The organism is Streptococcus parasanguinis, from assembly GCF_047465465.1.
GTDB lineage: Bacteria > Bacillota > Bacilli > Lactobacillales > Streptococcaceae > Streptococcus > Streptococcus parasanguinis_AI.
In genome coordinates, this window is sequence record NZ_JASGZU010000002.1 from 172,695 (window position 1) to 195,939 (window position 23,245).

At 42.9% G+C, this 23,245-nt stretch carries 24 protein-coding genes; all 24 read right to left on the reverse strand.

Translation table 11 applies throughout. The features are described 5' to 3' along the window. Positions 1-79: 79 nt before the first annotated feature. On the reverse strand, positions 80-1,063 hold the full coding sequence (locus QM351_RS05275) for a rhodanese-related sulfurtransferase (protein WP_214259964.1): 984 nt from the start codon (positions 1,061-1,063) through the stop codon (positions 80-82). A 150-nt stretch (positions 1,064-1,213) separates the two neighbouring features. Then, positions 1,214-1,564, reverse strand: coding sequence for a DUF6773 family protein (locus tag QM351_RS05280; RefSeq protein WP_414326838.1), 351 nt, complete (start codon positions 1,562-1,564; stop codon positions 1,214-1,216). 150 nt (positions 1,565-1,714) lie between these two features. Further along, positions 1,715-2,197: a DUF6773 family protein gene (locus QM351_RS05285; RefSeq protein ID WP_414326840.1), complete on the reverse strand. Its 483-nt coding sequence runs from the start codon at positions 2,195-2,197 to the stop codon at positions 1,715-1,717. Positions 2,198-2,225: 28 nt separating this feature from the next. Further along, complete coding sequence (locus QM351_RS05290) at positions 2,226-2,420, reverse strand: helix-turn-helix transcriptional regulator (RefSeq protein WP_003005328.1); 195 nt, start codon at positions 2,418-2,420, stop codon at positions 2,226-2,228. A 294-nt stretch (positions 2,421-2,714) separates the two neighbouring features. Then, positions 2,715-3,266, reverse strand: a complete 552-nt coding sequence (locus tag QM351_RS05295; RefSeq protein ID WP_003008479.1) for an ECF-type riboflavin transporter substrate-binding protein — start codon at positions 3,264-3,266, stop codon at positions 2,715-2,717. 14 nt (positions 3,267-3,280) lie between these two features. Next, the gene (locus tag QM351_RS05300) at positions 3,281-4,129 is read right to left on the reverse strand and encodes an S-adenosyl-l-methionine hydroxide adenosyltransferase family protein (RefSeq protein WP_070449864.1); all 849 of its coding nucleotides are present in this window, start codon (positions 4,127-4,129) and stop codon (positions 3,281-3,283) included. Next, complete coding sequence (locus tag QM351_RS05305) at positions 4,119-4,715, reverse strand: MptD family putative ECF transporter S component (RefSeq protein WP_070449867.1); 597 nt, start codon at positions 4,713-4,715, stop codon at positions 4,119-4,121. The genes QM351_RS05300 and QM351_RS05305 overlap by 11 nt, the downstream gene beginning before the upstream one ends. Before the next feature lie 12 nt (positions 4,716-4,727). Next, positions 4,728-5,420, reverse strand: a complete 693-nt coding sequence (locus tag QM351_RS05310) for a methionine ABC transporter permease (protein ID WP_003008487.1) — start codon at positions 5,418-5,420, stop codon at positions 4,728-4,730. Beyond that, complete coding sequence (locus QM351_RS05315) at positions 5,417-6,484, reverse strand: methionine ABC transporter ATP-binding protein (RefSeq protein ID WP_414326843.1); 1,068 nt, start codon at positions 6,482-6,484, stop codon at positions 5,417-5,419. The genes QM351_RS05310 and QM351_RS05315 overlap by 4 nt, the downstream gene beginning before the upstream one ends. Next, positions 6,477-7,850, reverse strand: coding sequence for a M20/M25/M40 family metallo-hydrolase (locus QM351_RS05320; protein WP_049506013.1), 1,374 nt, complete (start codon positions 7,848-7,850; stop codon positions 6,477-6,479). The genes QM351_RS05315 and QM351_RS05320 overlap by 8 nt, the downstream gene beginning before the upstream one ends. Before the next feature lie 72 nt (positions 7,851-7,922). After that, positions 7,923-8,786, reverse strand: a complete 864-nt coding sequence (locus QM351_RS05325; RefSeq protein ID WP_049492388.1) for a MetQ/NlpA family ABC transporter substrate-binding protein — start codon at positions 8,784-8,786, stop codon at positions 7,923-7,925. A gap of 24 nt (positions 8,787-8,810) precedes the next feature. Then, entirely contained in the window at positions 8,811-9,638 is an 828-nt protein-coding gene (locus tag QM351_RS05330; protein WP_118095487.1) for an amino acid ABC transporter substrate-binding protein, read from the reverse strand. Between the two features lie 120 nt (positions 9,639-9,758). Further along, complete coding sequence (locus QM351_RS05335; RefSeq protein WP_414326846.1) at positions 9,759-10,904, reverse strand: amidohydrolase; 1,146 nt, start codon at positions 10,902-10,904, stop codon at positions 9,759-9,761. Positions 10,905-11,049: 145 nt separating this feature from the next. Next, the gene (locus tag QM351_RS05340) at positions 11,050-12,138 is read right to left on the reverse strand and encodes a DUF4352 domain-containing protein (protein WP_414326847.1); all 1,089 of its coding nucleotides are present in this window, start codon (positions 12,136-12,138) and stop codon (positions 11,050-11,052) included. A gap of 143 nt (positions 12,139-12,281) precedes the next feature. Further along, positions 12,282-13,193, reverse strand: a complete 912-nt coding sequence (locus QM351_RS05345; protein WP_003013343.1) for a DMT family transporter — start codon at positions 13,191-13,193, stop codon at positions 12,282-12,284. A gap of 94 nt (positions 13,194-13,287) precedes the next feature. Continuing rightward, entirely contained in the window at positions 13,288-14,331 is a 1,044-nt protein-coding gene (locus QM351_RS05350) for a 2,3-butanediol dehydrogenase (RefSeq protein ID WP_070449886.1), read from the reverse strand. 133 nt (positions 14,332-14,464) lie between these two features. Further along, the gene (locus QM351_RS05355; protein WP_414326850.1) at positions 14,465-14,848 is read right to left on the reverse strand and encodes a hypothetical protein; all 384 of its coding nucleotides are present in this window, start codon (positions 14,846-14,848) and stop codon (positions 14,465-14,467) included. A gap of 99 nt (positions 14,849-14,947) precedes the next feature. Then, a complete protein-coding gene (gene gatB, locus QM351_RS05360) occupies positions 14,948-16,390 on the reverse strand; it encodes an Asp-tRNA(Asn)/Glu-tRNA(Gln) amidotransferase subunit GatB (protein ID WP_003005611.1) in 1,443 nt (480 codons plus the stop codon). Beyond that, positions 16,390-17,856 (reverse strand): Asp-tRNA(Asn)/Glu-tRNA(Gln) amidotransferase subunit GatA, encoded by a 1,467-nt coding sequence (gene gatA, locus QM351_RS05365; RefSeq protein ID WP_414326852.1) that lies wholly within the window; start codon positions 17,854-17,856, stop codon positions 16,390-16,392. The genes gatB and gatA overlap by 1 nt, the downstream gene beginning before the upstream one ends. Next, a complete protein-coding gene (gene gatC, locus QM351_RS05370) occupies positions 17,856-18,158 on the reverse strand; it encodes an Asp-tRNA(Asn)/Glu-tRNA(Gln) amidotransferase subunit GatC (protein ID WP_002884769.1) in 303 nt (100 codons plus the stop codon). The genes gatA and gatC overlap by 1 nt, the downstream gene beginning before the upstream one ends. A gap of 119 nt (positions 18,159-18,277) precedes the next feature. Further along, positions 18,278-19,771, reverse strand: a complete 1,494-nt coding sequence (locus QM351_RS05375) for a glycosyltransferase (RefSeq protein WP_414326854.1) — start codon at positions 19,769-19,771, stop codon at positions 18,278-18,280. Further along, positions 19,768-21,051, reverse strand: coding sequence for an accessory Sec system glycosyltransferase GtfB (locus tag QM351_RS05380; RefSeq protein WP_347112793.1), 1,284 nt, complete (start codon positions 21,049-21,051; stop codon positions 19,768-19,770). Before QM351_RS05380 ends, QM351_RS05375 begins: the two co-directional genes overlap by 4 nt. A gap of 26 nt (positions 21,052-21,077) precedes the next feature. Then, positions 21,078-21,965, reverse strand: a complete 888-nt coding sequence (locus QM351_RS05385) for a glycosyltransferase family 2 protein (protein WP_031572917.1) — start codon at positions 21,963-21,965, stop codon at positions 21,078-21,080. Then, positions 21,952-23,175, reverse strand: a complete 1,224-nt coding sequence (locus QM351_RS05390; protein WP_414326856.1) for a glycosyltransferase — start codon at positions 23,173-23,175, stop codon at positions 21,952-21,954. Before QM351_RS05390 ends, QM351_RS05385 begins: the two co-directional genes overlap by 14 nt. Positions 23,176-23,245 lie beyond the last annotated feature (70 nt).

Genomic DNA, 23,245 nt, shown 5'->3' on the forward strand with positions numbered 1-23,245 from the left:
TCGCTTACCTAAAGTATAGCACAATTTTCAATCAATTTCCATATAAAAACAGCCTGAGCTTTCAGACTGTTTGTTTCCATTATGCAGGTGCTCCATCAAGCGTCTCACCGATAAGGGCCAAACGCTCAGCAACCTCTGCTTGTGACAAGTTGTGTTCTTCTACATAGCGATTGCGAGGGTGAACCCGGCACTCATGTGAGCAACCACGGAGGTACTTGTCCTCGTTTTCTTCTGAAGTCAAGATGCGACGGTTACAGAAAGGATTTCCACAGTTGACATAGCGTTCACATGGCGTTCCATCAAACCAGTCTTTGCCGACAACGCTTGGATCGACATGGTTGACGTCGACTGCAATCCGCTCGTCAAAGACGTACATTTTCCCATCCCACAGTTCGCCTTGAACTTCTGGGTCTTTCCCGTAAGTGGCGATTCCGCCATGCAATTGACCAACATCTTTGTAGCCTTCACGCACCATCCAACCCGAGAATTTCTCACAACGGACTCCACCAGTACAGTAGACGACAACGCGTTTGTCCATGAATTTTTCCTTGTTATCACGGACCCATTGTGGCAATTCACGGAAGTTGCGGATGTCTGGACGAATAGCCCCACGGAAGTGACCAAGATCGTACTCGTAGTCATTCCGAGTATCAAGGACAACGGTATCCTCGTCGAGAAGAGCTTCTTTAAACTCTTTTGGAGACAAGTAAGCACCTGTCGTTTCAAGGGGATTGATGTCGTTATCGAAATTATCATCTTCTAAACCAAGGTGGACAATCTCTTTCTTATAACGTACAAACATCTTCTTGAAAGCTTGCTCTTCTTCCTCATCAATCTTGAACCAGAGGTCTTCCATACCTGGAAGGCTGTGAACGTAGTCCATGTATTTTTGCGTTGTTTCGTAGTCACCAGAAACGGTTCCGTTGATCCCTTCGTCAGCGACTAGGATACGACCTTTAAGGCCGATTGATTTACAGAAGGCCAAATGATCAGCCGCAAATTGTTCTGCATTTTCAATGGGGGTATAGAGGTAGTAGAGTAATACGCGAATAGGTTTTGCCATAATATTCTCTTTTCTAAGATTAAATTATCAGAATTTTTCATTCAGCTATACCAGTATACTCTCCCAAGAAAACGAATGCAATTTATTTGACTGAAAAATAAAAGCCTGGTTTCCCAGACTTTTATACGACGAAACCAGGGTTCCAACTTCCTACTCTTCCTTTTCCATCTGATCCAGATAGGCTTCATAGCGTTTTTTCTCAACTTTTGCAAGAAGCATTACAAGGGTATTCACTCCCCATACAATTGGAAGATTCAGTAAAAAGGTAATTGGAAGTACTAGTAAGAATTTTGAATGGAAGGGATTAGACTGATAAACAGCTAGGTTTAATTGAAAATTTTGAGCCCAGATGAACAAGGAGAGAATAGAGGTTACTGCTACAATTCCCGTCACATTTAGATAACTATAACTAATAAATTTCACACCCAATCGTTGACAACGAACAGAGTAATACAATCCTGAGACGATGAGTAAGGCTACCACCTTGATTGGACTCAGCACCACCTTAGATGTAAAAATGGATCCTACACTAAAAACAGTTAAGGCAAGGAAAAGAAAACAGCTGTCTCAGCACCAGCCTTATTAGCTAAGCCTTCTTCTCGTTCATCTATGATTTGTTTGTTCAGCAATTGTAATCTCATCTCTTCCTCCTTATTCTTCATCCTCTAACTCTGCCTCGATCTTCTCTTGTTTTTTCCGATTGATAAGAGCAAGTGGTTTTTCAAGCAGATCTGTCAGGATGGCAAAGACGAGAATTTCTAATAAAATTTTGACCAGATACTTGGGACTCAAGATAAAGCTCATTGCTTCTCGCTTTCCAATCACATCCATAGCTGTCACAAGCACAGCAAAGAATAGACCTGACCCAAGGCGACTCAACCAGCTATCTTTTTCTAACATATCTCGAACATCAATCCCTGAACTGATCCTTCTCACAAAGGCATAGGCTCCCATGGCAATCAGAAGGAACATCTCAGGGAGATAAGCGACTAGGTCTAAGTCCAGGATACTGGATTTCACAAAGGCAGATAGGGCAATAAAGCAGGTCATGCCAAGGACAAGTTCTCCTGCGATTTTTCCATCAAGTAGCATGGTCCGTTCATCTTTTACAATTGGTTCTTTCTTTTGTTTCATATGTTTCCTCTTTCTATTATTAAAACTGTTACTCCCAGAACAGTTGATCCAGCGTCTTATCCAAGGTCTTACAGATGGCAAGGCAGAGACTGAGGGTTGGGTTATACTTTCCCGCCTCAATCAGACCGATGGTCTGGCGCGTCACTCCAATGGCATCTGCAAGATCCCCCTGGGTCATATCATGCTCGACCCGGGCCATTTTTAATTTGAGATTTTTCGCCACAGGCTTTTCCTTTCTTGTTTTTATAGCTTTATTATACACTATATTTTCTATTTTGCAATATATATATGACATTTTGTAAAAAATATTTTTTACAAAACAAAAAAGAGGCTGGGACAAAAATCCTAGCCTCTCAATTATTTTTGGATTGTCGAGCAAGACACAGTGGTTGAGTGGACTCTACTACGCTGATTTCATCAGCTTTTACAGCCCTACTCAACTGTGCGGAGGTGGGACGACGAAATCGAATTCTAACGAATTACCGATTTCTGTCCCACTCTCTTATCTTCTGTACATTTAATCTTTGGTCAAACTTCCATCTTTTGTTTGAGTACGTGCATAAGCAATCAAGAGAAGAGAACCTGCAACAGCTACTGTTAAAGCATTAAATGAACCGGCAACAACACCTTGTAGGAAGACTTTATTGGCACTTTCCTTGTAGATCAAGACATCTCCAACTGGAGCAATCAAGCCCCAGATCACAAGGTTGGATACGATTTGAACGACGTTAAAGACAATTAATTCTTTCTTTGTCACTTCCCCTTTGAATTCACCGATTTGTTTGCGGAAAAAACCAACAAAGAGTCCAAACAAACCACTTGAAATGATCCAAGTCCACCAAAGACCACCTGACATAGCGTCCTTAATGGCATGACCAATCAAGCCGATTAAGAAGCCAACAATTGGGCCAAAGACTACACTAAAGAGAGCTTGAAGGGCATATTGCAACTGAATGCTCGTATTCGGTGCAGGTGCAGGGATTTGCAACATAGCAATCACGACAAAGAGGGCTGCTCCAACCCCAATAGCTACAACATCTTTAATTGAAAATAATGATTTCTGTTTCATTTTGATATCTCCTATTAATTTTCCATTTTTCTAATCTCGATATGCCAAGAAGCCCCAACTCCTACATTATAGGCCTTGGCAAAGGATCCCTGGTTGATGGCAAGACCAACACGATAAAGGGAATTGATATAAAGGATTGGCTGTCCAATTCGCACATCGGCGAAAGACTTACCGTAGGTTACTTGGTTTTGGTAAACCAGCATGTCATTGTTATAGATGGTTACTTCAAAACGTTCCCCAAATTCGGGTGACAAATGATTGAACTCTTCCCGAGTAATGGAAGTCCAAAGAGAACCAAAGCGCACATCTAGGATGTCAACCGCACCTTTAACAAGATTGTCCTCAAGAACCGTCTCAACCACTGGGATTTCCACAATATGTTCGACACTGAGTTCTGGTCCGACGTCTTCAAAACTAATATGACCACTGGCCAACTTAGCTCCGGTATAGGCGTAGACATCACGGCCATGGAAGGTATAAGAAAACTCTGTATTGGCTCGACGATTCTTCACCTCTGAAATCTCACGGATAGCAACAATCCCTACATGTTTCTTGATAAAAGAGAGAGTGCCATTATCCGGAGTGACAATGTATTGATTTTTCGCCGTTTTAGCTACCACACTCTTTCGTTTGGAACCGACCCCCGGATCGACCACCGAAACAAAGGTCGTCCCTTCTGGCCAGTAATCTACTGTCTGAAAGAGACGGTAACTCCCTTCAAAGATATTGTAGGGGGTAATATCATGAGTTAAGTGGTGAATTTTAAGGGTTGGTGATTCTTCTAAAGCAACCCCAATCATAGCTGATACTGCTCCATCCACCAAACCAAAGTCTGACTGAAGAACTAGTAAATTATTGTGCATCTTTATCTCCTTTTTTGACCAATAATGGAAGAAGGAAGTTCGATAGTCCCCATCCTAATCCAGCACCCAGTATGACCGTGAGGACAAACCAAGTGATGGTCGCTAGATCTGGTGATACCATCACCCGATTGACATAGTCTATCGATTTACCACGATCCAGTAACGACATGCGGTAACTGGCTGGATAGAACCACATCATAAGAATGGGCCCTGTTGTCGCAAAGGCAAAAATAACAAAAGACAAGGCATTTCGTAAATTCGAGCGAAAACGACCACTTGAGGCGACCATCTCCGCAAAACTTCCGGCGATCAAGGCTGGAATAAAGGCACCTGCACCATGACGCGAAAAGAGAAAGAAGGATCCGATCACGCAGCCAACTATAAAGATAGATCCAACTCCTTTTATTTTTTCTAGATAATAGCGGTAGATCGTCCCGCCAAACAGGGCTGAAAAGGCAGGAGCATAAAACATATTTCCTTGATGATCGACCAGATTTCCAACTAAGACCCCCAGTCCAATCGCAAGAAAATAGAGGAAAGTGAAGGCTCCAACTTGTTTTATTTGATTCACATTTATTCTATTCATTGGATACTGATCCTAACGGTGGCTAATTTTCTTCGAAAGGAAGTCCCCGATAAATTGGACCAGAACGATCAGAATCAGGATCAATAAGGTCGCCACAAAGATGACATCATTGTTAAACATGTTTTTCCCGTAGTTGATGGCCAAGGTTCCTAATCCTCCAGCACCAACGGCACCTGCCATGGCGGTTTCTCCAATCAAGGAAATGATGGTCACCGTTGTTACACGGATCAAATCAGGAAGCCCTTCACGCAGGTAGACACCAACAATATCCCAGAAGGTTGCCCCACTTGCTTGTGCTGCTTCAATCACGCCTCCATCCAACTCGGACAAGACTACTTGGACTTGGCGGGCAAAGAATGGAAAGACAGCCAAAGACAGCGGAACAAGGGCTGCTGTAGGACCAATGGTATTTTTCAAGAGCAAGTAGGTCAAGGGATTAATAAAGGCCAACAAGATAATGAAAGGAATGGCGCGGAACAAGGAAGTAATCTTATCCAAAATTTGGAAAACGATTCTATTTTCGATGACACCACCTGGACGGGTCAAGACTAACAAAAGTCCTGTCACCAAACCTAAAAATCCACCAATAATGAAGGAAATAACGGTCATGTAAAGAGTCAAGTAAATAGCGGTTCCCCATCCATACTGGCCAGACCACCCTAATTTATAGACATTTGGTAAATATGTTTGAATTAACTGGATCATGCTTTTCTCCCATCTTTCACAATAGTCACGGAAACTCCTGCATTTTCTAACTCAGCTTTGGCCGTTTCCAGATTTTGATTTTCACCTGATAAGATGACCACCAACTCTCCAACAGGCGTGTTATCAAGGATCTCGATGTTCCCAAATAAAATGTTGGCAGATACTTGGTACTGCTTGTAAATATCATTGATGATGGCTGTATCTGTCACAGAACCTGCATACTTGAGATGCGCCAACATCGAATCATCAGGCAAGTTCTTAACAATCGCTTGTTGATTGATTTTTACCATGGCTTCATCGATTCCTGTTGCAACCGTGATAAAGTCTTGCGTCAAAGCATTTTTCGGATTCGAGAAGATATCTAAAACAGACCCTTCTTCAATCAGCTCGCCATTTTGCATGACAGCTACCCGGTTGGCAATATCTTTGACAATTTGCATCTCATGGGTGATCAAGACAATGGTTAAGCCAAGTTTTTTGTTTAACTCTTGCAACAAAGCTAGAATTTGTTTGGTCGTCTTTGGATCCAAGGCTGAAGTTGACTCATCTGAGATCAAAATTTTTGGATCGTTGGCAAGGGCACGCGCAATCGCTACCCGCTGCTTTTGACCACCAGACAATTGTGCTGGGTAATTCTCTGCACGGTCAGCTAGACCAACCAATTCCAACAATTTCGCCACTTTCTCATTCTTTTGTTCTTTGTTCAATTTAGAATGTTTAAGAGCGAAGGCAACATTTTCTGCGACAGTCATTTGAGCCATCAAGTTGAAGTGTTGGAAGATCATCCCGATATCCCGACGTTTCTCTCTTAGGGCAGCTGGTTTCAAAGTTACTTGATTTTGGTAGATCACATCTCCATCCACAGTGATGGTTCCGGTGCTAGGCACTTGCAAGAGATTGATCACCCGAACCAAGGTCGATTTTCCGGCTCCGGAATATCCCACAATCCCGTAGATATCGCCTTCATTGATCTGAATGGTCACATCTTTGACAGCTTGAATCTGACGTTTCTTTTGCTGGAAGGTCACATCAATGTGGTCCAGCTGAATCATTGCTTTACTCATAACTTGCTATTAACTCCTTTATCAATTCAATATGGGTGTAATAATCGGCGATTTTCACATTTTCATCGCCCCCATGGTCCCGGCTATTGGCATTCCCAATTCCAAAGGCTGCCATCGGCACCTGCAAAGCCTCAAATACCGTATGCATGGGCCCTGTTCCCGCTGTTGTTGGAAGAACAGAAACTCCTTCTCTATAGAAGTCTTTGGCCAGCCGAATGACATTTAAAATCGATGGGGCACTCATATCACTTCGGTAACTCATTTCACCGAGAGTATAGACCAATTCGACCTGATCATAGCCATTTTTCCTCAATTGCTGCTTGATCTTTTCTAAGACATCCTTGGGATCCAGTCCAGGAACCAAACGCACCTCCATCTTGGCACGTGCCTCTGCCGGAAGAATCGTTTTAACACCTTGGCCTTGGTAACCAGAGCCAAAACCTTCAATATTCAGGGCTGGTTCAAAATAGAAACGGCGCAGGAATTCTTTTCGGTCTTCCTTCAAGATTGGGAGGGTTAGACCATAGGTTTCCGCAACATCTTCTGGCCCTTTGTTGGCATATTGCTCGATCAAAGCTAGCTCGCGTTCATTGGGTTCTTGGATCTGATCATAAATCCCATCCACTAAGATTCGGCCTTCTTTGTCACGAAGACTGGCGATGGCATTTAACAAATACCAAGAAGCAGAATCTACCACACCGCCATAGCTAGAATGAATATCCACTTCTGCACTCTTCACCACCATATCAAAGGTGACGATCCCTTTGCTACCACCGGAAATTTCCAACTGACCCTGATTATTTCGGGTACCTTGTTCCCAGACTAGGAGGTCTGCCCCACGCAAGTGTTTCTTGTGTTTGGCCAAGTATTTATCCAAGTCAGTCGATGCAGACTCCTCTGCCCCTTCGATGATAAAGGTGATATTGACTGGCAAATCGCCACTTTCACGAATGTATTTTCGAAGAGCTGTGAGACGAGCTGTGATATGCCCCTTGTCATCATCAACCCCTCGACCGTACATGGTTCCATAATGAACAGATAAGGTGAAGGGATCTCCCGTCCAAGGTTGATCTCCATCAGCTGGTACCGTATCATAGTGGTTATAAAAAATGATGGTTTTGGCTTCAGGATTTGGCGAGAAAAATTTGGCAATCACAAAAGGGGCTGTATAGCTATCATCCACTTCGACTTTGGCTCCTGCAGCTGTAAAAATTTCTCCCAAATAGTTGGCTACTTCCTTGAGACCAACTTGTTGGGCAAAGATGGATTTTTTTGAAATCAAGGTTCGCAACACTTCAAAATAATGTTGTGCGACCTCATCATTTTCAAATTTACGGATTTGTTCCGCTTCTGTTGCAAAAGGCATGCATTCCTCCTAATACACGATAAGAGGTAGAGAATTGCTTCTCCACCTCCTTCATACACTTGAGATCAAATCTTAGAAGACTGGTTGGTCCATTCCTTCTGAAGATTCTTCGATCACTTTCTTCACATTGTCTTTGTGATAGGCTTTGATGATTTCTTTGATTGCTTTTGCTTTATCAGATTTTTCCCAATCTTTCTTAGCAGCGATCACGTTGTACCATTGTTTTGAGTTGTTGTCTTTCTTTTCAACATAGATAGCTTTTTTGAAATCAACGCCTGCTTCACGAACGAAGGTATTGTTGATGACTGCAGCATCTACTGATGGAAGAGCAGATGGTGTTTGTGAAGCATCCAATTCAGAAATCTTCAAATCTTTTGAATTTTCTTTGATGTTTGACACGTTTGCCAATTGACCATCTTTGGTATCCAATTTAATCAAACCAGCTGATTGCAAGACATACAAGGCACGGCTTTCATTTGTTGGGTCATTTGGTACAGCGATTGTTCCACCTTTAGGAATTTCTTTAATTGAAGTGTATTTGTTTTTACCGTTTTCTGTACCAGAGTAAAGACGGATTGGAGCGATGTACGTATCTGCTACTGCAACAAGGGCATTGTCGTTTTTAGAGTTCCAGTTATCAAGGAAGTTGTAGTGTTGGAAAGCATTGATATCCACGCTACCATCTTTTACAGCCACGTTTGGTTGTGAGTAGTCTGTAAATTGAGTGAATTCCAATTTGATTCCTGTTTTAGCGTCATCCAAGTTCTTTTGAACTTGATCCCAACGAGCTTTTTCAGTGTCGCTCAAAGTCATGACACCTACTTTTACAGTTGTTTCACCATCTTTGCTAGATGATTTTGAAGAACCACATGCTGCAAGAGCAAATGTTGCAATAGCTGCAAGAGCTGTTAAACCAAGAATTTTTTTCAATTTCATTTTGAAGTCTCCTTTATTTAAATATTATTCTTTAATATCTTTTGCTTCTGGTAGATAAACTCCACCAAAGTATTTTTTAGACAGTTTTTCAAGGGTTCCATTGTCATAGAGTTCCTTGATACGTTTGTTGACAAATTTTTGAAGGTCTTTATCTTCTTTTGCAATAATTGGATACACATAAGGTTGTTGGTCGCTTGGAAGCTCGATAACCTTCAAGTTGTCATAGCCTTGATCACGAATGATAGTATCTACTGAGATCCGTTCGAAGATCTTGTAATCTGTACGACCATCCGCTAAATTAGCCATGATGGTTTGAATGGTTCCATCTGTGTATTGCAAGTCAGTTGGATTATCTGAATGTTTTTTATTGAAATCTTCTAATTGTTTAGCAGTAGATGTTCCTTGAACAACTTCTGTTTTCTTGCCACCAATGTCATCCAAAGATTTAATAGAAGAATCTTTTGGTACGACCAATACTAATGGATTGCGAGCATATGGATTTGGATAGAGGTATTTTTCTTCCCGCTCTTTTGAGTAACTAATATTGTTGGCACCGATTTGGAAACGGTCACTATCTAAGCCAGCAAAGACGGAAGACCACTCTGTTTTGTTAAAGTTTACTTCATATTTGTCTGAACCTTTGAAGATTTCACGCAAAACTTCGATTTCATAACCGGTTAGCTTGCCGTCTTTTTCTTCGTAAGAGAAGGGTTTGGTTGTTCCAACAGTCCCAACTTCAATGGTTTTCTTCCCACTGGCTGATTTACCAGATGAACATGCTACTAAAGCACTGGTTGCAAGGACTGCAACTAATCCTAAAGCAGAATACTTAATCACTTTTTTTAGATTCATAGGATCTCCTTATTCGTTTCAGGCACATAAAACGCCATTTTAAAAGTATTTTTTAATTTTATCAAAAAAGCATTTACTTGCCTAATATATATTTTTTATGGAGGTGATAGTTTTTCTTTATCACACTTCTTGGGCCTTAAAATACCGCAATAAAGCTTGCGCATTTTCAACATAATAGGGAACCGATACCTCAAAGGCTGCATCATCGATGGTCATGTGATCATGATGAAGGTCTGGCGCATCCGGTTCTCCGTTTGAACCGATAAAGGCAAAGACTCCAGGAATTCGCTCTTGGTAAAAGGCAAAGTCTTCTCCAGCTGTAGAAGGATTCGCTGGGATCACTTCAGCCAAACCTTGTGAAGCTTCCCAAACTACCTGCGTCAATTCCTCATCGTTAAAGGTAACGGGAGGTGTCACACCCCACTCAAAAGCCACATCCACTTCCAGACTTTCTGCAATGTGTCGAATGATGGAAATAAAATGTGCCTTCAAGTCTCTTTGCACACTCGGATTAAAGGAGCGAATGGTTCCTTCAAAATAGCCTGATTTAGGAAGTACATTCCAGGTTGAGCCCACATCCAGGTGCGTAATGGACAAAACAGCTGTTTCAAAAGGAGAAACGGTCCGTGAAATTAATAATTGTAAGTTCTGAACCATGGTTGTGACGGCCGTTACCGTATCAATTCCTAAATCTGGTCTTGCGGCATGACTACTAACCCCTGTCACGGTAACCTTGAATTTCTCAACCCCTGCCATCATGGCTCCAGCATTCAAGGCAAGTTGCCCTGCTTTTAGCTGGGGAATGTTGTGAAAACCAATAATTCCTTGAACATCCTCCAACAGTCCTGTTGCCAAAACATCAGAAGCACCTTCTGAGATTTCTTCTGCTGGTTGAAAGATCAAGCGTATGGTTCCTTCAAGCTGATCTTCTTTTTCCTTGAGAAGAGCTGCTGCTCCTAGAAGACTGGTTTGATGAAAATCATGACCACAGGCATGCATGACGCCTGGATTCTGACTTTGGTAGGGCAGATTCGTTTGTTCCAAAATTGGAAGGGCATCGATATCTGCTCGAAGTGCCACTACCGGTTGGCCGGAGCCAATTTCTGCAATCAGACCAGTTTTTAATCCACTCTCTAAAATACGAATCCCCAACTCTTCTAAACGCTCTTTTAGAAAGGCGGTTGTCTGGTATTCTTGACCAGACAATTCTGGGTGTTGGTGGATATAGTGGCGAATCTCTGCTAACTCTTCATAAGAAAAAGACACAAGCCTTCATCTCCTTTCAAACTTAAAATTATTTTATCACTAATAGGTGTTTCCGTCTAATTCTTGTTTCTTGGGTTTTGATATAGTTTCAAACTATAGACAAAAACACTCCTAGATTCCTATCCTAGGAGTGCCAACTTCAGCATTAAGAAAGATTTCCCTCGAATTTTTCCATAAAGCTATCACTATTGTAGGCTTTTTCTACTTCCCATTTGCCATCTTTCTTAACAAAGGTCAACTGGTAGTCGTACCGATCCGGCGTCGTCAAGGGACGATCTGCAAGAGAAGCCATCATTTCCTCTCTATAGGCTTTATTTTGAGCCTGATTCGCCTCGATGATACCTGGATAGTCTTTTCGATGTTCTTGATAGAAGGTCTGCATGTGGTTTAAAATCGTCTTTTCCATGCTGACTGTCTCAGGATTCAAGCTAATAACTACCTTGTCTGGGAAGTATTGTTTGACCTTATAGGTTAATTTCGCGCGCTTAGCATTTTCCTTTTCATAAGCATCGATAAACTGGTTCACTTCTTCTTCAGAGAATTGGTAATCATGTAGTTTACGAGTAAAGTCAGCCGCAAATTTCGCACGGAAATCACTGGCTTCCTTTTTCAAATCAGTTCCCAAAACAAAAGCGTCATCCTTTTTGACCTTTCGTTGGCCACTGAAGTAAACTTGATTGATGTATTCATCTGCTAGAAGGGTGGAAGCTTCCACCTTGTCCTCATACTGAGAAGAATCCACCGCAAATTTTAGAGGTTTCGTTTTTTTATCAGAGCTATAGGTTTTTCGTTCATACTGCACTTCGTATTTTTTGCCTTTTTCGACCGGAAAGACGATATAGCCGGTTAATTTTTTATCCTGGGCCAACTGATCACTCTTGAGCAATTGGAAGGCTTCCGTTTGGTCATAAATTCCTGACTGCAATTTGACCTTGTTATTCTCCGCATCGTAGATGGTGATATCTGAATCTGACACGTTGATAGATTCTTTGGAAACATTCTTAAATTCTAATTGAAGGGCCAAATAAGTGCCGTCTTCTGAGTCATTGAGGACAGGCGGTTTGATGTATTGCCCTCCTTTTAGGCTCAGCTCTACTTGACCGTCAGATGCTGAGCTTTTCGCCGCTTTTTCCGTCTTTGATTGCTGCGAATTTGTCTTTTGACCAGTGGTGCCACAAGCTACTAGACTCAAAGTCGCCACAGCAAATAGGGTCCATTTAAAAATTTTTTTCATTCTCATCTCCTAAAAAAAGTTTTGTTCTATTTTAACATCTTTTTCTATCTATGTATACGCTATATAGTGATAACTCTTCCCTGTCATAAAAAGGCTAAGACCTTCGTCTCAACCTTTTTACTAAAATATGATTGGTTTTGATTTTACAAGATGCCTTTTTCTTTTTGAATCATGAAATCCTTGAGGGAAATCAAGAGAACTGCAAGGAGGATCATGGCCATCCCAATCACATCAACCATAAAAAAATGCTCCTTCATAATGACAAAGGCAAAGAAAACTGCCGAAACAGGCTCAAAGGACGCCAGCAAGCTTCCTTTAACGGCTCCTACCAAAGAGGTTCCTTTCAGAAAGGCTGTATAGGCAAAAATCGTCCCAATCACCACCAAGCCAAAAAGGGCCATCCAGGTATCGAGTCTGTAGTTTCCAGAAGAAGAAAGAAGACCACTAAAAGGGAGCATTAGGATTCCTGGAATAGTCATCCCAACTCCAATCACCAGCATACTTCCCCATTTTTGAATTAAGTTCAGAGGTAGAATGATGTAAAGGGCATAGGCAAATGCTGACACCACTCCCCAAGCCAAACCTTTGGGATTGATGGCCAATTGATTGAGTTGACCATGGGTTGCTATTAAGAATGTGCCACCAATCGCTAGAAGCATCGAAAACACTTCTGCTAGTGTAGGGGCCACCTTATCCATGATACAGGTATAGGCTAAAATTCCCACTGGACAGAGATACTGTAACACCGTAGCAGTCCCAGCATTGGTTTCAGCAATCGCCTCTAAATAGGTCAACTGAGTCAATAACAATCCTAAAAAGGCAAAAATAAGAAGGGGAAGGTAGGAAGATTTATCTTTGGCAAAGGCCAAAAACTTCTCCTTATCTGCAACGTAGGAAAGAAGAATAAGGACAATTCCAGAAAAAAGCAAACGGAGATTTGTTAACTCAATAGCCGAAAATCCATGAACCATTAAATATTGCCCGCTAACTCCGGATAGTCCCCAAGCGATCCCGGCGATCAAGGTCATGAGTGTTCCTTTCATCGTCTTTGACATAGTCCCCTCCTAAATCTGTTCCTTACTTTTATTGTATCATAAAAGGCCGAAACGAAACGTTTCAGCCTCATATATTTCATATAAATTTATTCGCTTATTCAGGTTGAACCAAAATCTTGATTTGAGATTTATCTTGTGTTAATTCAATAAATCCTTCTTCAACGATATTTTCCAATTTAATTTTCTTGGTAACCAATTTTTCAGCAGAGAAGTAGCCTTGTTCCATCAATTCCAATACTTTAGGGAAAATATGACGGTAGGCAATAATTCCTTTGAGAGATTTTTCTTGGATAGCGAATTCATTTGGATTGATGCTAGCTTCACGTTCCCAGATAGATACGACCATACATTCCCCAGCTTTATGAACAGCTGCAAGGGCTTGACCTAAAACAACTGGAACTCCAGTCACTTCATAAGAAACATCTGCTCCACCACCTGTCAAGCGATGGATGGCTTCGACGATTGTTTCTCCTTCTTCTGGGCGAACAACGATTGCTCCCAATTCTTCCGCTTTCGCTTGGCGTTCAGGAGATAATTCAACCGCATAGATTTTTGATGCTCCTGCTGCACGAAGGGCTTCAACAATCAAAAGACCGATTGGACCCAAGCCAAAGATAACGGCTGTATCCCCAGTTTTCAATGCAGATTGACGAACGGCATAAACAGCCACAGCTGCAGGTTCTGTAAGCGCAGCTTGTTCATAGCTCAAGCCATCTGGAATCACATGGACAATGTCACCGTCAAGGACACAATATTTGGCAAAACCACCATCTGCAGCAAGGCCGACAAAGTTCAAGTTTGGATCAAGGTTATAGTCACCGATTAGGTTATGTTTTGCCAAAATTGGTTCAATCGTCACGCGATCCCCAACTTTGACACGAGTCACATCACTTCCGACTTCTACAATTTCACCAGAGAATTCATGTCCCAAAGTAACCGGTGCTTTTTGACCAGAATACACATGTTCTTCAGTTGGGATGAAGATCGGTCCATCCAAATATTCATGCAAGTCCGTCCCACAGATCCCTGTGAACTTAACTGCCACTTTTACTTGATGTGGTTGTACTTCAGGTACTTCCACTTCTTCGATACGAACGTCTTTTGCTGCATGCCAGCGAGCTGCTTTCATAGTAGCCATATGATGATCTCCTTGTTTTCACCTTTTTTGTTTTCTTTTCAGGAAACTTTATATTTAAAATTGTAAACGTTTTCCTTTTGTTTGTCAAGGAAAAACTGAAGATGAAAAAGAGCAGCCCTTTGACTGCTCCTTCTTATTTCTTCTTGATCCGAGAAGATTCCAATCTCCACCCAACAATCCAACCAAGGACAAGGAGATAATTTTCAAGCGCACCAATCCCATTGACCGGCAGATGATAGTGAAAATAACTGAAGAGATGATTAGTACCGATCCCAAGCCCACCAATGATCAAGGCCACTAGTACCGTCCGAAGATAAAACCAATCGTATTTGAGATTGACGGCAATCAAGATCACAAGGACTGCCATATTCCAAATCCCAATCTCCCGTTGCCAACCGACAGAAATACCATATCCCGAATGACTTCCCATATAGGATGGAAAGAATAGCTGGAAGATAATCGCTCCAGTCATGGCGATGATAACCAGGACAAATAAGACTCTTAAAAATTTGTTCATGTAACTCCTCCTAATGCCAGTTGATATGTAATGGTCTTTCCTATTCTAACACAATTTTATGGATAGTAAAAACCAACCTCTCGGCTGGTTTTTTCTCTATTACTCTTCTTTCAACTTCGCCAATTCTTGAGCAAGTAACTTGAGGGCTACTTGTGGGTTGGCTTGACCTTTGGTTGCTTTCATGAGGAAGCCTGTAAAGGCCTTGTCCGCATTCCGTTTCCCTGACTTGAAGTCAGCTACGGCTGCTTCATTGTCTGCAAAGACTTGGTGGATGATTGGTATCAAGACTTCAGGATCTGAAATCTGTACCAGACCAGCTTTTTCGACGTATTCACGCGCGCCGCCACCGTTTTTCGCCAAGTGAACGAAGACTTTCTTGGCAATCTTAGATGAAATGGTTCCATCTTCGATAATGGCAATCATTTCAACCAAGTTTTCTGGTGTCAATTGGATTTCTTCCAGCGTTTTGCCTTCTGCGTTCAAGAATTGTGCGACTTCACCTTGGAGCCAGTTAGACACTTGTTTGGCATCGCCACCAAGGGCTACAGCTGCTTCAAAGAAGTCAGAAGTGACTTTCGTCGCTGTCAATTGGTTGGCATCATAGTCAGACAAGCCAAGCTCTGCCACATAGCGAGCCCGACGGTCTTTTGGAAACTCTGGCAACTCCGTACGCATTTCCTCAATCCACTCATCTGAGATTTCAAAGAGTGGTAGGTCTGGTTCTGGGAAGTAACGATAGTCCGCTGCCCCTTCTTTAACACGCATAAGAATGGTACTCTTATTAGCTTCATCATAACGGCGTGTTTCTTGACGAATGACCCCACCTGAACGCAAGATTTTCGCTTGGCGCTCCACTTCGTATTCAAGACCTTTACGGACGTTTGAGAAGGAGTTCAAGTTTTTCAACTCCGTCTTGGTACCAAATTCCTCTTGGCCGTATGGGCGAAGGGAAATGTTGGCATCCACCCGCATCGATCCTTCTTCCATCTTGACGTCTGAAATACCAGTGTATTGGATAACTTCTTTGAGGGCTGTCAAATAGGCGTAGGCTTCTTCAGGAGAACGCATATCTGCTTCAGAAACGATTTCGATCAACGGCACTCCCTGACGGTTGAGGTCTACATAAGAGAAACCGTCTGTTCCGTGGGTGTTCTTACCAGCATCTTCTTCCAAGTGGGCCCGTTCAATCCCGATTTTCTTCGTTGAGCCGTCTTCCAATTGCACTTCAATCCAACCGTTGTAACCGATTGGCTCGTCAAATTGCGAAATTTGGTAGGCCTTTGGATTATCAGGGTAGAAATAGTTCTTCCGGTCAAAGTGCATGTGCTGATGGATATCCATATTCAGCGCCAAAGCAGCCTTGATCCCAGCATCCACAACACCCTTGTTCAAGACAGGAAGCACCCCTGGGAAAGACCAGTCAATCACATTGGTATTGGCATTTTGCTCGTTCCCAAAGTGGGCAGAGGTTGGTGAGAAAATTTTTGAGTTTGTATTCAATTCAACGTGGACTTCAAGTCCGATGACTGTTTCAAAGTTCATTAATTGTCACCTCCGAAAATAAGGGGTTGTTGCTTGTGGTAATCCGTCGTAGCTTCAAAGGCAGCTGCAGCTTGGTAGATGGTTTCTTCAGAATACTTGGGACCAATCAACTGCAAACCAACTGGAAGACCTTGCGCAAAACCTGCAGGAATCGAAATTCCTGGAAGACCTGCCAAGTTGACTGGAATGGTCAAGAGGTCAGCCAAGTACATGGCAACCGGATCATGGTTGAGCGAATCCAAATCAAAGGCTACGCTTGGAGCTGTTGGACCAAGGATGAGGTCGTAATTCGCAAAGACTTTTTCGAAGTCTTGGATAATGAGGGTACGAACTTGACCGGCTTTCTTGTAGTAAGCATCGTAGTAACCAGATGACAAACTAAAGGTACCCAGCATGATCCGGCGTTTGACCTCATCACCGAAACCTTGGCTACGAGTGTTCACGTAGATATCATCCAAGTTCTTGGCATCTTCCGCACGGAAACCATAGCGAATGCCATCGAAACGTTGCAAGTTTGAAGAAGCTTCAGATGAAGCGATGATGTAGTAAACGGCAACCCCGTATTTAGAATGAGGCAAGCTAACTTCTTCGACAGTTGCTCCCAATTTTTCAAAGTGTTTGGCCGCATTAAGGATGGTTTCTTTGACTTCTGGGTCAATCCCTTCACCAAGGTATTCCTTAGGAAGGGCAATCTTCATGCCTTTAATGTCTTGACCAATCTTAGAAGTAAAGTCTGCTACACGAACAGGTGCAGATGTTGAATCCTTGGCATCTTCGCTGGCAATGACATTAAGCAAGAGGGCATTTTCTTTAACGGTTGGAGCGAAAGGTCCAATTTGGTCGAGTGAGCTACCAAAAGCAATGAGACCAAAACGGGAAACTGTTCCATAAGTAGGTTTGAGACCAACAATCCCGTTAAAAGCAGCTGGCTGGCGGATAGAACCACCTGTATCTGAACCAAGGGACAAACGGACTTGTCCTGAAGCGACAGAAGCTGCTGAACCACTAGAAGATCCACCAGGCACCTTGCTGTGGTCCCAAGCATTCTTGGTTGGTCCATAGTATGAAGTTTCACCTGATCCACCCATGGCAAATTCATCCATGTTGGTCTTCCCGATGACAATCATATCTTTAGCTTTGGCATTGGCAACAGCTGTCGCATCAAAGATTGGCTCGTAGTTATAGAGTATTTTTGAAGCCGCAGTGGTCAAGATGCCATCTGTTGAGATATTGTCTTTGACAGCAAGTGGAATCCCTGACAAGAGGTTGTCTGCATCGATTCCTTTTTCATCAATAGCCTTGGCTTGTGCAAGGGCCGCTTCTTCGGCCACCGTTACAAAGGCGTTAACTGCTTCTTCACGCGCCTTGATGTCTTCAAGAGTCGCTTGTGTCAATTCGGTTGCTGAAATTTCCTTAGAGACAAGGAGGTCGTGCAACTCTTCAATGGTTTTATGGTTGAATGACATTAGGCATCTCCTCCATCTTCTAGGATAGCTGGTACCTTGATGTAATAGTTATCTTTTTCAGGTACATTTTTAAACAAGCGGTCACGGTCCGTCCCTTTTTCAGCAACATCCGGACGCAATACGGTTTTACGATCCGCCATGGTCGTTGTTGGGGCAACACCTGTTGTGTCCACTTCTTCCAACAATTCCACCATGTCGACAATTTTCGATAAGGTTGTCGCAAACTCAGCTGTCTCTTCTGGAGAGAATTTCAATTTTGAAAGATTGGCAACGTGGGTTACCTCTTCTTGCGTAATTTTCATCTTGCTTCCTTTCGTGAAATGATGATTATTCAATACCCTCTATTTTACCATAATTTAGCCCAATTTGCTTGCCTTAGAAAAAATCTGTAGGACTTTTTTGTCGCTACAGATTCTTCTTTTTATATTTTCTTTTCGCCGAATTGCCCCATCTCCATTAGAGTCTCTTTCCAGACTTCCTGGACCTTAGAAGTGAGGTAAGAAGAGGCTAAGTCATAAGAAGCCTGATGAAATGGAGCGAGGTCGCTTTCAAAGAGCTGCACCAGCTTGTCTGCCAACTCTTTCACCAATTGTTCTTCTGGCACTGTCTCGCTATAAGGTACCAAAAAGCCATTTTCACCCTCTTTTATAAAAGTCGGATTGCCATAACGGGCATCAAAGCCCAGCAAGGCCAAACCTGCTCCAGCCGCCTCCATCAAAGTCAAACCAAAGGTCTCCCACTGAGAAGTGGTGAGGTAGGCTTGGTAGCAAGGATAGATCTGCTGAAGATCCGCATGACCGCGTAGGTGAATATAATCTTGCGCTGCAAGCTCCTGAATCAGGTGTCGCAAATTATCCGCTTCGCCACCCTTTCCATAAATATCAAACTGAAGGGTTGGGAGTTGTTCATGAGCTTGGGCCACTACTCGAATGGCCAAATCGATGCGTTTTCTTGGATCCAAACGGGAAGCTGTGAGCACACTAAAGGGAGGTCTGTCTCCTAGTGATTCCGTCAATTCTTCTAGATGCCCAACCGGAATGCTATAGATTGGAATTCCTTGGCATCCTTGTTTAGCAAGTGTCTGCTCCAAGACTTCTTTTTGAAGATCCGTTGCCGTGATGAAATAATCGAAGCGTTTAGCATACTTGAACACATAATAATATTCATAATTGAGATGGCCATTTTCAAATTCATGCTCCGAATGAAACACCATGGCGAGCTTTGAAGGAGCAGGTTTCTCCAACAAAGGGCGAGCAAAATCCATGCGCGAAGCCCGGTCAAGCAGAATCAGATCTTCTTCTTTTAGCGACAGCTGCGACAAAAAACGTCTCATCACTTCTGTATGGTTGGTCAAAATCTCAGACCCCAGTTTATAGAGCCAGCGTCCACCTAACCTCGATTCTTCAAAAGCGATAGTCCCATCTTGATGGTGATAGGTCCGTCTGAAAACACTACCATACTGAAAATACTCTGTGACAAGTTTACAAGCTCCATAATACTCTCGCTTGATTCTATTTCCAGCCAAAAGATAGTCTACATAGCGGACACAGTTTGGATGATAGGGATCCAGATGAAAGGTCAGGGCGTTTCCATCCGCAAATTGGTAGCGAATGGCTCTTTCCGTTTTTTCAACAACATCCAGACGCGTCAGTTGAAACTCCATTTGCAAGGCCCCTACCGTCTTTTGAGGGACCGTAGTCTGTTGATCCGTAAAAGCTAAATGGGCAAAAAGCAGTTCCTCATCCCGGTGCCCCAATGAGAGGTAATAGGCCAATTTTTCTGGAGTGGGCCAAGTGGTAAAGACAAACTTCGCTGCTACTCCTAGCCCCCGGAGCATCTTTGCCCGAGAAGCTTGTGCAACATCGACCCCATTGGGTTCAAATCCCACTAATAGATTAAAGGTATAAATGGTCATGCTGTACCTCCCTCTAATCGCTTAAACAGCTCTTCCAAAGCTTCTTTTTCAGGTAATTTCAAGATTCGTGCTTGCTCTCTTACCAATTCTTTATAGGTTTCTGGATGCTGGAGCAAGGTATCTAGTTGCTGTTCCATTTCTTCGACTGTATCTGTGATCGTGCTCAAGTCTTTATAGGTTTCCTGATGCACCGTACTCTTCAAACCAAATAAGACTTGCCCATTTTCAAGAGCATGAAGACTACTACTCCATACTTCTTCTCCCTGGTTGCAATCCAGATAAATAGAGCAGCTGGATAACAAGTCCTCATATTTGTCCAGCGAAATCCCTGGATAGAGGCGCACATTGGAGCGAGTCGCTAAGTCTGTTAATTTCGGCCCCATAGCCGTCAAAGCAGCAATGTGAAAGGTGACTTGTGGGAATTGATGGACCAGGCTAGATAGGCCTTCGACCTCTTGAGAAGCCGTCATGACCAGGGCTTCTGGTTGAAAACTTTCCTGCTCCACATCTACCAGCCCTGACAAGACTGTGATTCCGGCTTTTTTCTCCCTCAACAGACCATCTTCTACCAATAAAATCTGACTGACTTGTTCTTTGATCTCGTCTAAATCATGCGCATTACTGGCACAGTAAGCGAGTCTTTCCTTTGGTATCTCTTTCACAACATCTAGTAATGACTTGTCCAGCAAAAGAATAGCTTCATCTTCCGGCAAGACTTGTTCTAGGACAGCTCTTCGCAGCTCTTCCTTATTGGCATACAGGCGATCCCGTCCCTTAGGAGTTTGAAGCAAAAAGGTTCCTTGTGAGACAAAGTGAAGCAAAATTTCTTCTTGTTGACGGTTCAAATAGATGTCTAAATATGGTTGGCCAGCTTCCGTAAGGAGACTCTGTTTGCTTCTCCAGCCATAGCGGTTGTAGACATCAATGGATACGATCTCTTCTCCCTGACCAAACCATTCCACTCTGTCAACTGTTCGAGACAAGATATCCTCTCGCAAAACCACGTTGGCACGACGTTCCTCACCATCAAAAAGATAGGTTGTGATCCCTAGTGTCCAACATTCCCATAATTCTGGAACTGCTAGATCATTGAAAAATAAAGGTTTTCCAATTTTTGATGCTGGGTCTTTTTGGGTAAAAAAGGTCGCAAGACTCTCTGTCTGTTGGTCCAAATCTGTTTCCAGATTGGTCACAAATACTCGGTAGGGCTGGCTAAGTTTGTTCAAGTATTTTTGCAAACGATCCAGCTCTCTGGTCTGCTCTGATGCAATAATGAACATGCTGATCCTTTCTCATCAATAAGGGGTTAGTCCATCGTTTCAATAAAACGGAGGTTGGTCACCACGCGCTCATAGGTTTCTGTCCCTTGCAAGCCTGCTTCCTCTAATTTTTCAAGGGCCCGTTTCAAGCGCGTTTTGTAGATATAGCGATGCCAAGTCAAATCATAGCCCAACATCCCCAGTAGAGCCAACTTCTCCTGCTTAGCTTCCATCTCATCGACGACTCGCTTTTCTGTCCAAACCTGGGACAGAGTATCTGCACGGCCCACGCGATACCAATAAATACATTTCTCCGTATGAACCACCCGATGGGCCTTTAAGAAGAGCTTGTACATGAGGAAGTTGTCCTCGACATTTTTTCCGACCGGAAAACGAAGCCCTTCAAATAAGCTACGCTTATAGAGCTTCATCATGGCGCAAGCCCAGGCCATATCTCTGGTCTCCTGGATGGCATCGTGGTCCATGATCTCGCGTCCCTCATAAAGAGTCTCTGAATAATCGTCGTCTGTTACCTTGATCAAGTATTTGCTACTACTGTCATCATAGAGGTTATAGTTGGCTACGGAAACATCCGCATCATACTTCTTCAGTTGACGATAGAGCACTTCTACATAATCCTCCGTCACCCAGTCATCTGGATCGATAAAGGTGAGGTAATCACCAGTCGCTAGCTCAATCCCTGTATTCCGAGCAGCAGATAAGCCCCCATTTTCTTGGCGAACGTAGCGGATGCGCGCATCCTTCCTAAAAAAATCTTTACAGATCTCTTCTGACTGGTCTGGCGAACCATCATTGACCAGGATAATTTCCAAATGAGGGTAGGTCTGATGGATAACCGTTTCCAAACATTGTCTCAAATAAGCTTCTACATTATAGATGGGAATGATGATACTCACTACTTCATTTGTTTCCATGCTTCTTCTCATTTCTCTTTAAATAATCGCGAATCGCTGCCACCATCTCCTGCACCTGATCATCCGCAAACACTTGGTTCACACCATTCTCTACATGATTGGTTCCTTCAAAAGAGAAAATCGGTAAGCCCAATTGCTGGATCCTTTGCGTCATCTGATCGACCTCATCATATGGATTGATATCCAGATAAAAATCCAATTTTTCTAGGACCTTTCGACTGGTCAAGGGATCAAAAGAGGGATAAAGAAAGAGGTTGGGGTAGCGTTCCAATTGCACCAAGTTAAAACCAAAATGGCTATGGGCAAGAACATGAATCGCTACGTCTGGCAACTCTTTTAGCAACGTCTCCAACTCGTGGATATCTGCTGTATGGGTATAAATGGCAGCATGATAAGGAAATTCTCCCACTAGGTCTTGATAGGTTTGCTTCAAAATCGGTTTTCGAAGCAAAATTTCCTCCCAAGAGAGGGCATAGTAAAACCACCATTGTTCCCGAAAACGATTGAAGCGTTTGGAGGTCCATGGTTTATTATGAGAGGTGTAGTGAATGACCGCCGGAATCCCTTGAAAGGCATCATACCAGTCTAGATCTCCATAGAGGTACTGATCCTTATCAGATCCTACTTGTAGATTATAAGTCCAAGGTAATGGAAACCACGCATCTTTGAAATACAAATTCAAAATGCCCTGATCTCCATAGACCTGTTGATGATGCTTGCGAGTAAGATCAAAAAGTGCATCTGTCACTTGGTGTTCTTGCCACCAAGTCTTATCAATCACCAAAAGTCCAGCATTAAATCCATCTGTCGTCGTTGGCTTATCGACCACTGCCCCCAGTCCATAACCTTTTAGATCAATATCAAACAAAGGCGATAAATCCTGTGTAAAGATCATGTCACAATCCAGATAGAGGATCCGCTCTTCCTCCACCATCTCTGGAATAGCATAACGGAAATAGGTCGCATAGTGAATATGGTCACTTGGAAGCGAAAAGGACTGGAATTGCTCAGGAGACATCCGACAATTGATCACCTCTGAATCCAACTGGCGCAAGCGCTGATTCATGATGGCAAACCACTCTGTTGGTAGATCTTCATTTAAGACATAAATTTTCAACTGGTCCTGATGGGCACACAATGACTTCATAGCGGTTTCCAACTTTTCCATATAAGATAGATTGGCTGAAAACACGACAGCTTTTTTACTCATAACTTCCCCTTTTTTCTTTCATTAGAATACCATTTTCAAGAGAGGAAAACAATTTCTAGGCCCGAAAAAG

Coding starts and splice junctions, on each gene's coding strand:
- QM351_RS05330 (WP_118095487.1), bottom strand. CDS start 9,638: ATGAATCTAAAAAAAGTGATTAAGTATTCTGCTTTAGGATTAGTTGCA.
- QM351_RS05380 (WP_347112793.1), bottom strand. CDS start 21,051: ATGTTCATTATTGCATCAGAGCAGACCAGAGAGCTGGATCGTTTGCAA.
- QM351_RS05315 (WP_414326843.1), bottom strand. CDS start 6,484: ATGAGTAAAGCAATGATTCAGCTGGACCACATTGATGTGACCTTCCAG.
- QM351_RS05345 (WP_003013343.1), bottom strand. CDS start 13,193: ATGTCAAAGACGATGAAAGGAACACTCATGACCTTGATCGCCGGGATC.
- QM351_RS05295 (WP_003008479.1), bottom strand. CDS start 3,266: ATGAAACAGAAATCATTATTTTCAATTAAAGATGTTGTAGCTATTGGG.
- QM351_RS05340 (WP_414326847.1), bottom strand. CDS start 12,138: ATGAAAAAAATTTTTAAATGGACCCTATTTGCTGTGGCGACTTTGAGT.
- gatB (WP_003005611.1), bottom strand. CDS start 16,390: ATGAACTTTGAAACAGTCATCGGACTTGAAGTCCACGTTGAATTGAAT.
- QM351_RS05385 (WP_031572917.1), bottom strand. CDS start 21,965: ATGGAAACAAATGAAGTAGTGAGTATCATCATTCCCATCTATAATGTA.
- QM351_RS05275 (WP_214259964.1), bottom strand. CDS start 1,063: ATGGCAAAACCTATTCGCGTATTACTCTACTACCTCTATACCCCCATT.
- QM351_RS05375 (WP_414326854.1), bottom strand. CDS start 19,771: ATGACCATTTATACCTTTAATCTATTAGTGGGATTTGAACCCAATGGG.
- QM351_RS05355 (WP_414326850.1), bottom strand. CDS start 14,848: ATGAACAAATTTTTAAGAGTCTTATTTGTCCTGGTTATCATCGCCATG.
- QM351_RS05285 (WP_414326840.1), bottom strand. CDS start 2,197: ATGAAACAAAAGAAAGAACCAATTGTAAAAGATGAACGGACCATGCTA.
- QM351_RS05390 (WP_414326856.1), bottom strand. CDS start 23,175: ATGAGTAAAAAAGCTGTCGTGTTTTCAGCCAATCTATCTTATATGGAA.
- QM351_RS05300 (WP_070449864.1), bottom strand. CDS start 4,129: ATGCACAATAATTTACTAGTTCTTCAGTCAGACTTTGGTTTGGTGGAT.
- QM351_RS05325 (WP_049492388.1), bottom strand. CDS start 8,786: ATGAAATTGAAAAAAATTCTTGGTTTAACAGCTCTTGCAGCTATTGCA.
- gatC (WP_002884769.1), bottom strand. CDS start 18,158: ATGAAAATTACGCAAGAAGAGGTAACCCACGTTGCCAATCTTTCAAAA.
- QM351_RS05310 (WP_003008487.1), bottom strand. CDS start 5,420: ATGATCCAGTTAATTCAAACATATTTACCAAATGTCTATAAATTAGGG.
- gatA (WP_414326852.1), bottom strand. CDS start 17,856: ATGTCATTCAACCATAAAACCATTGAAGAGTTGCACGACCTCCTTGTC.
- QM351_RS05305 (WP_070449867.1), bottom strand. CDS start 4,715: ATGAATAGAATAAATGTGAATCAAATAAAACAAGTTGGAGCCTTCACT.
- QM351_RS05320 (WP_049506013.1), bottom strand. CDS start 7,850: ATGCCTTTTGCAACAGAAGCGGAACAAATCCGTAAATTTGAAAATGAT.
- QM351_RS05350 (WP_070449886.1), bottom strand. CDS start 14,331: ATGGCTACTATGAAAGCAGCTCGCTGGCATGCAGCAAAAGACGTTCGT.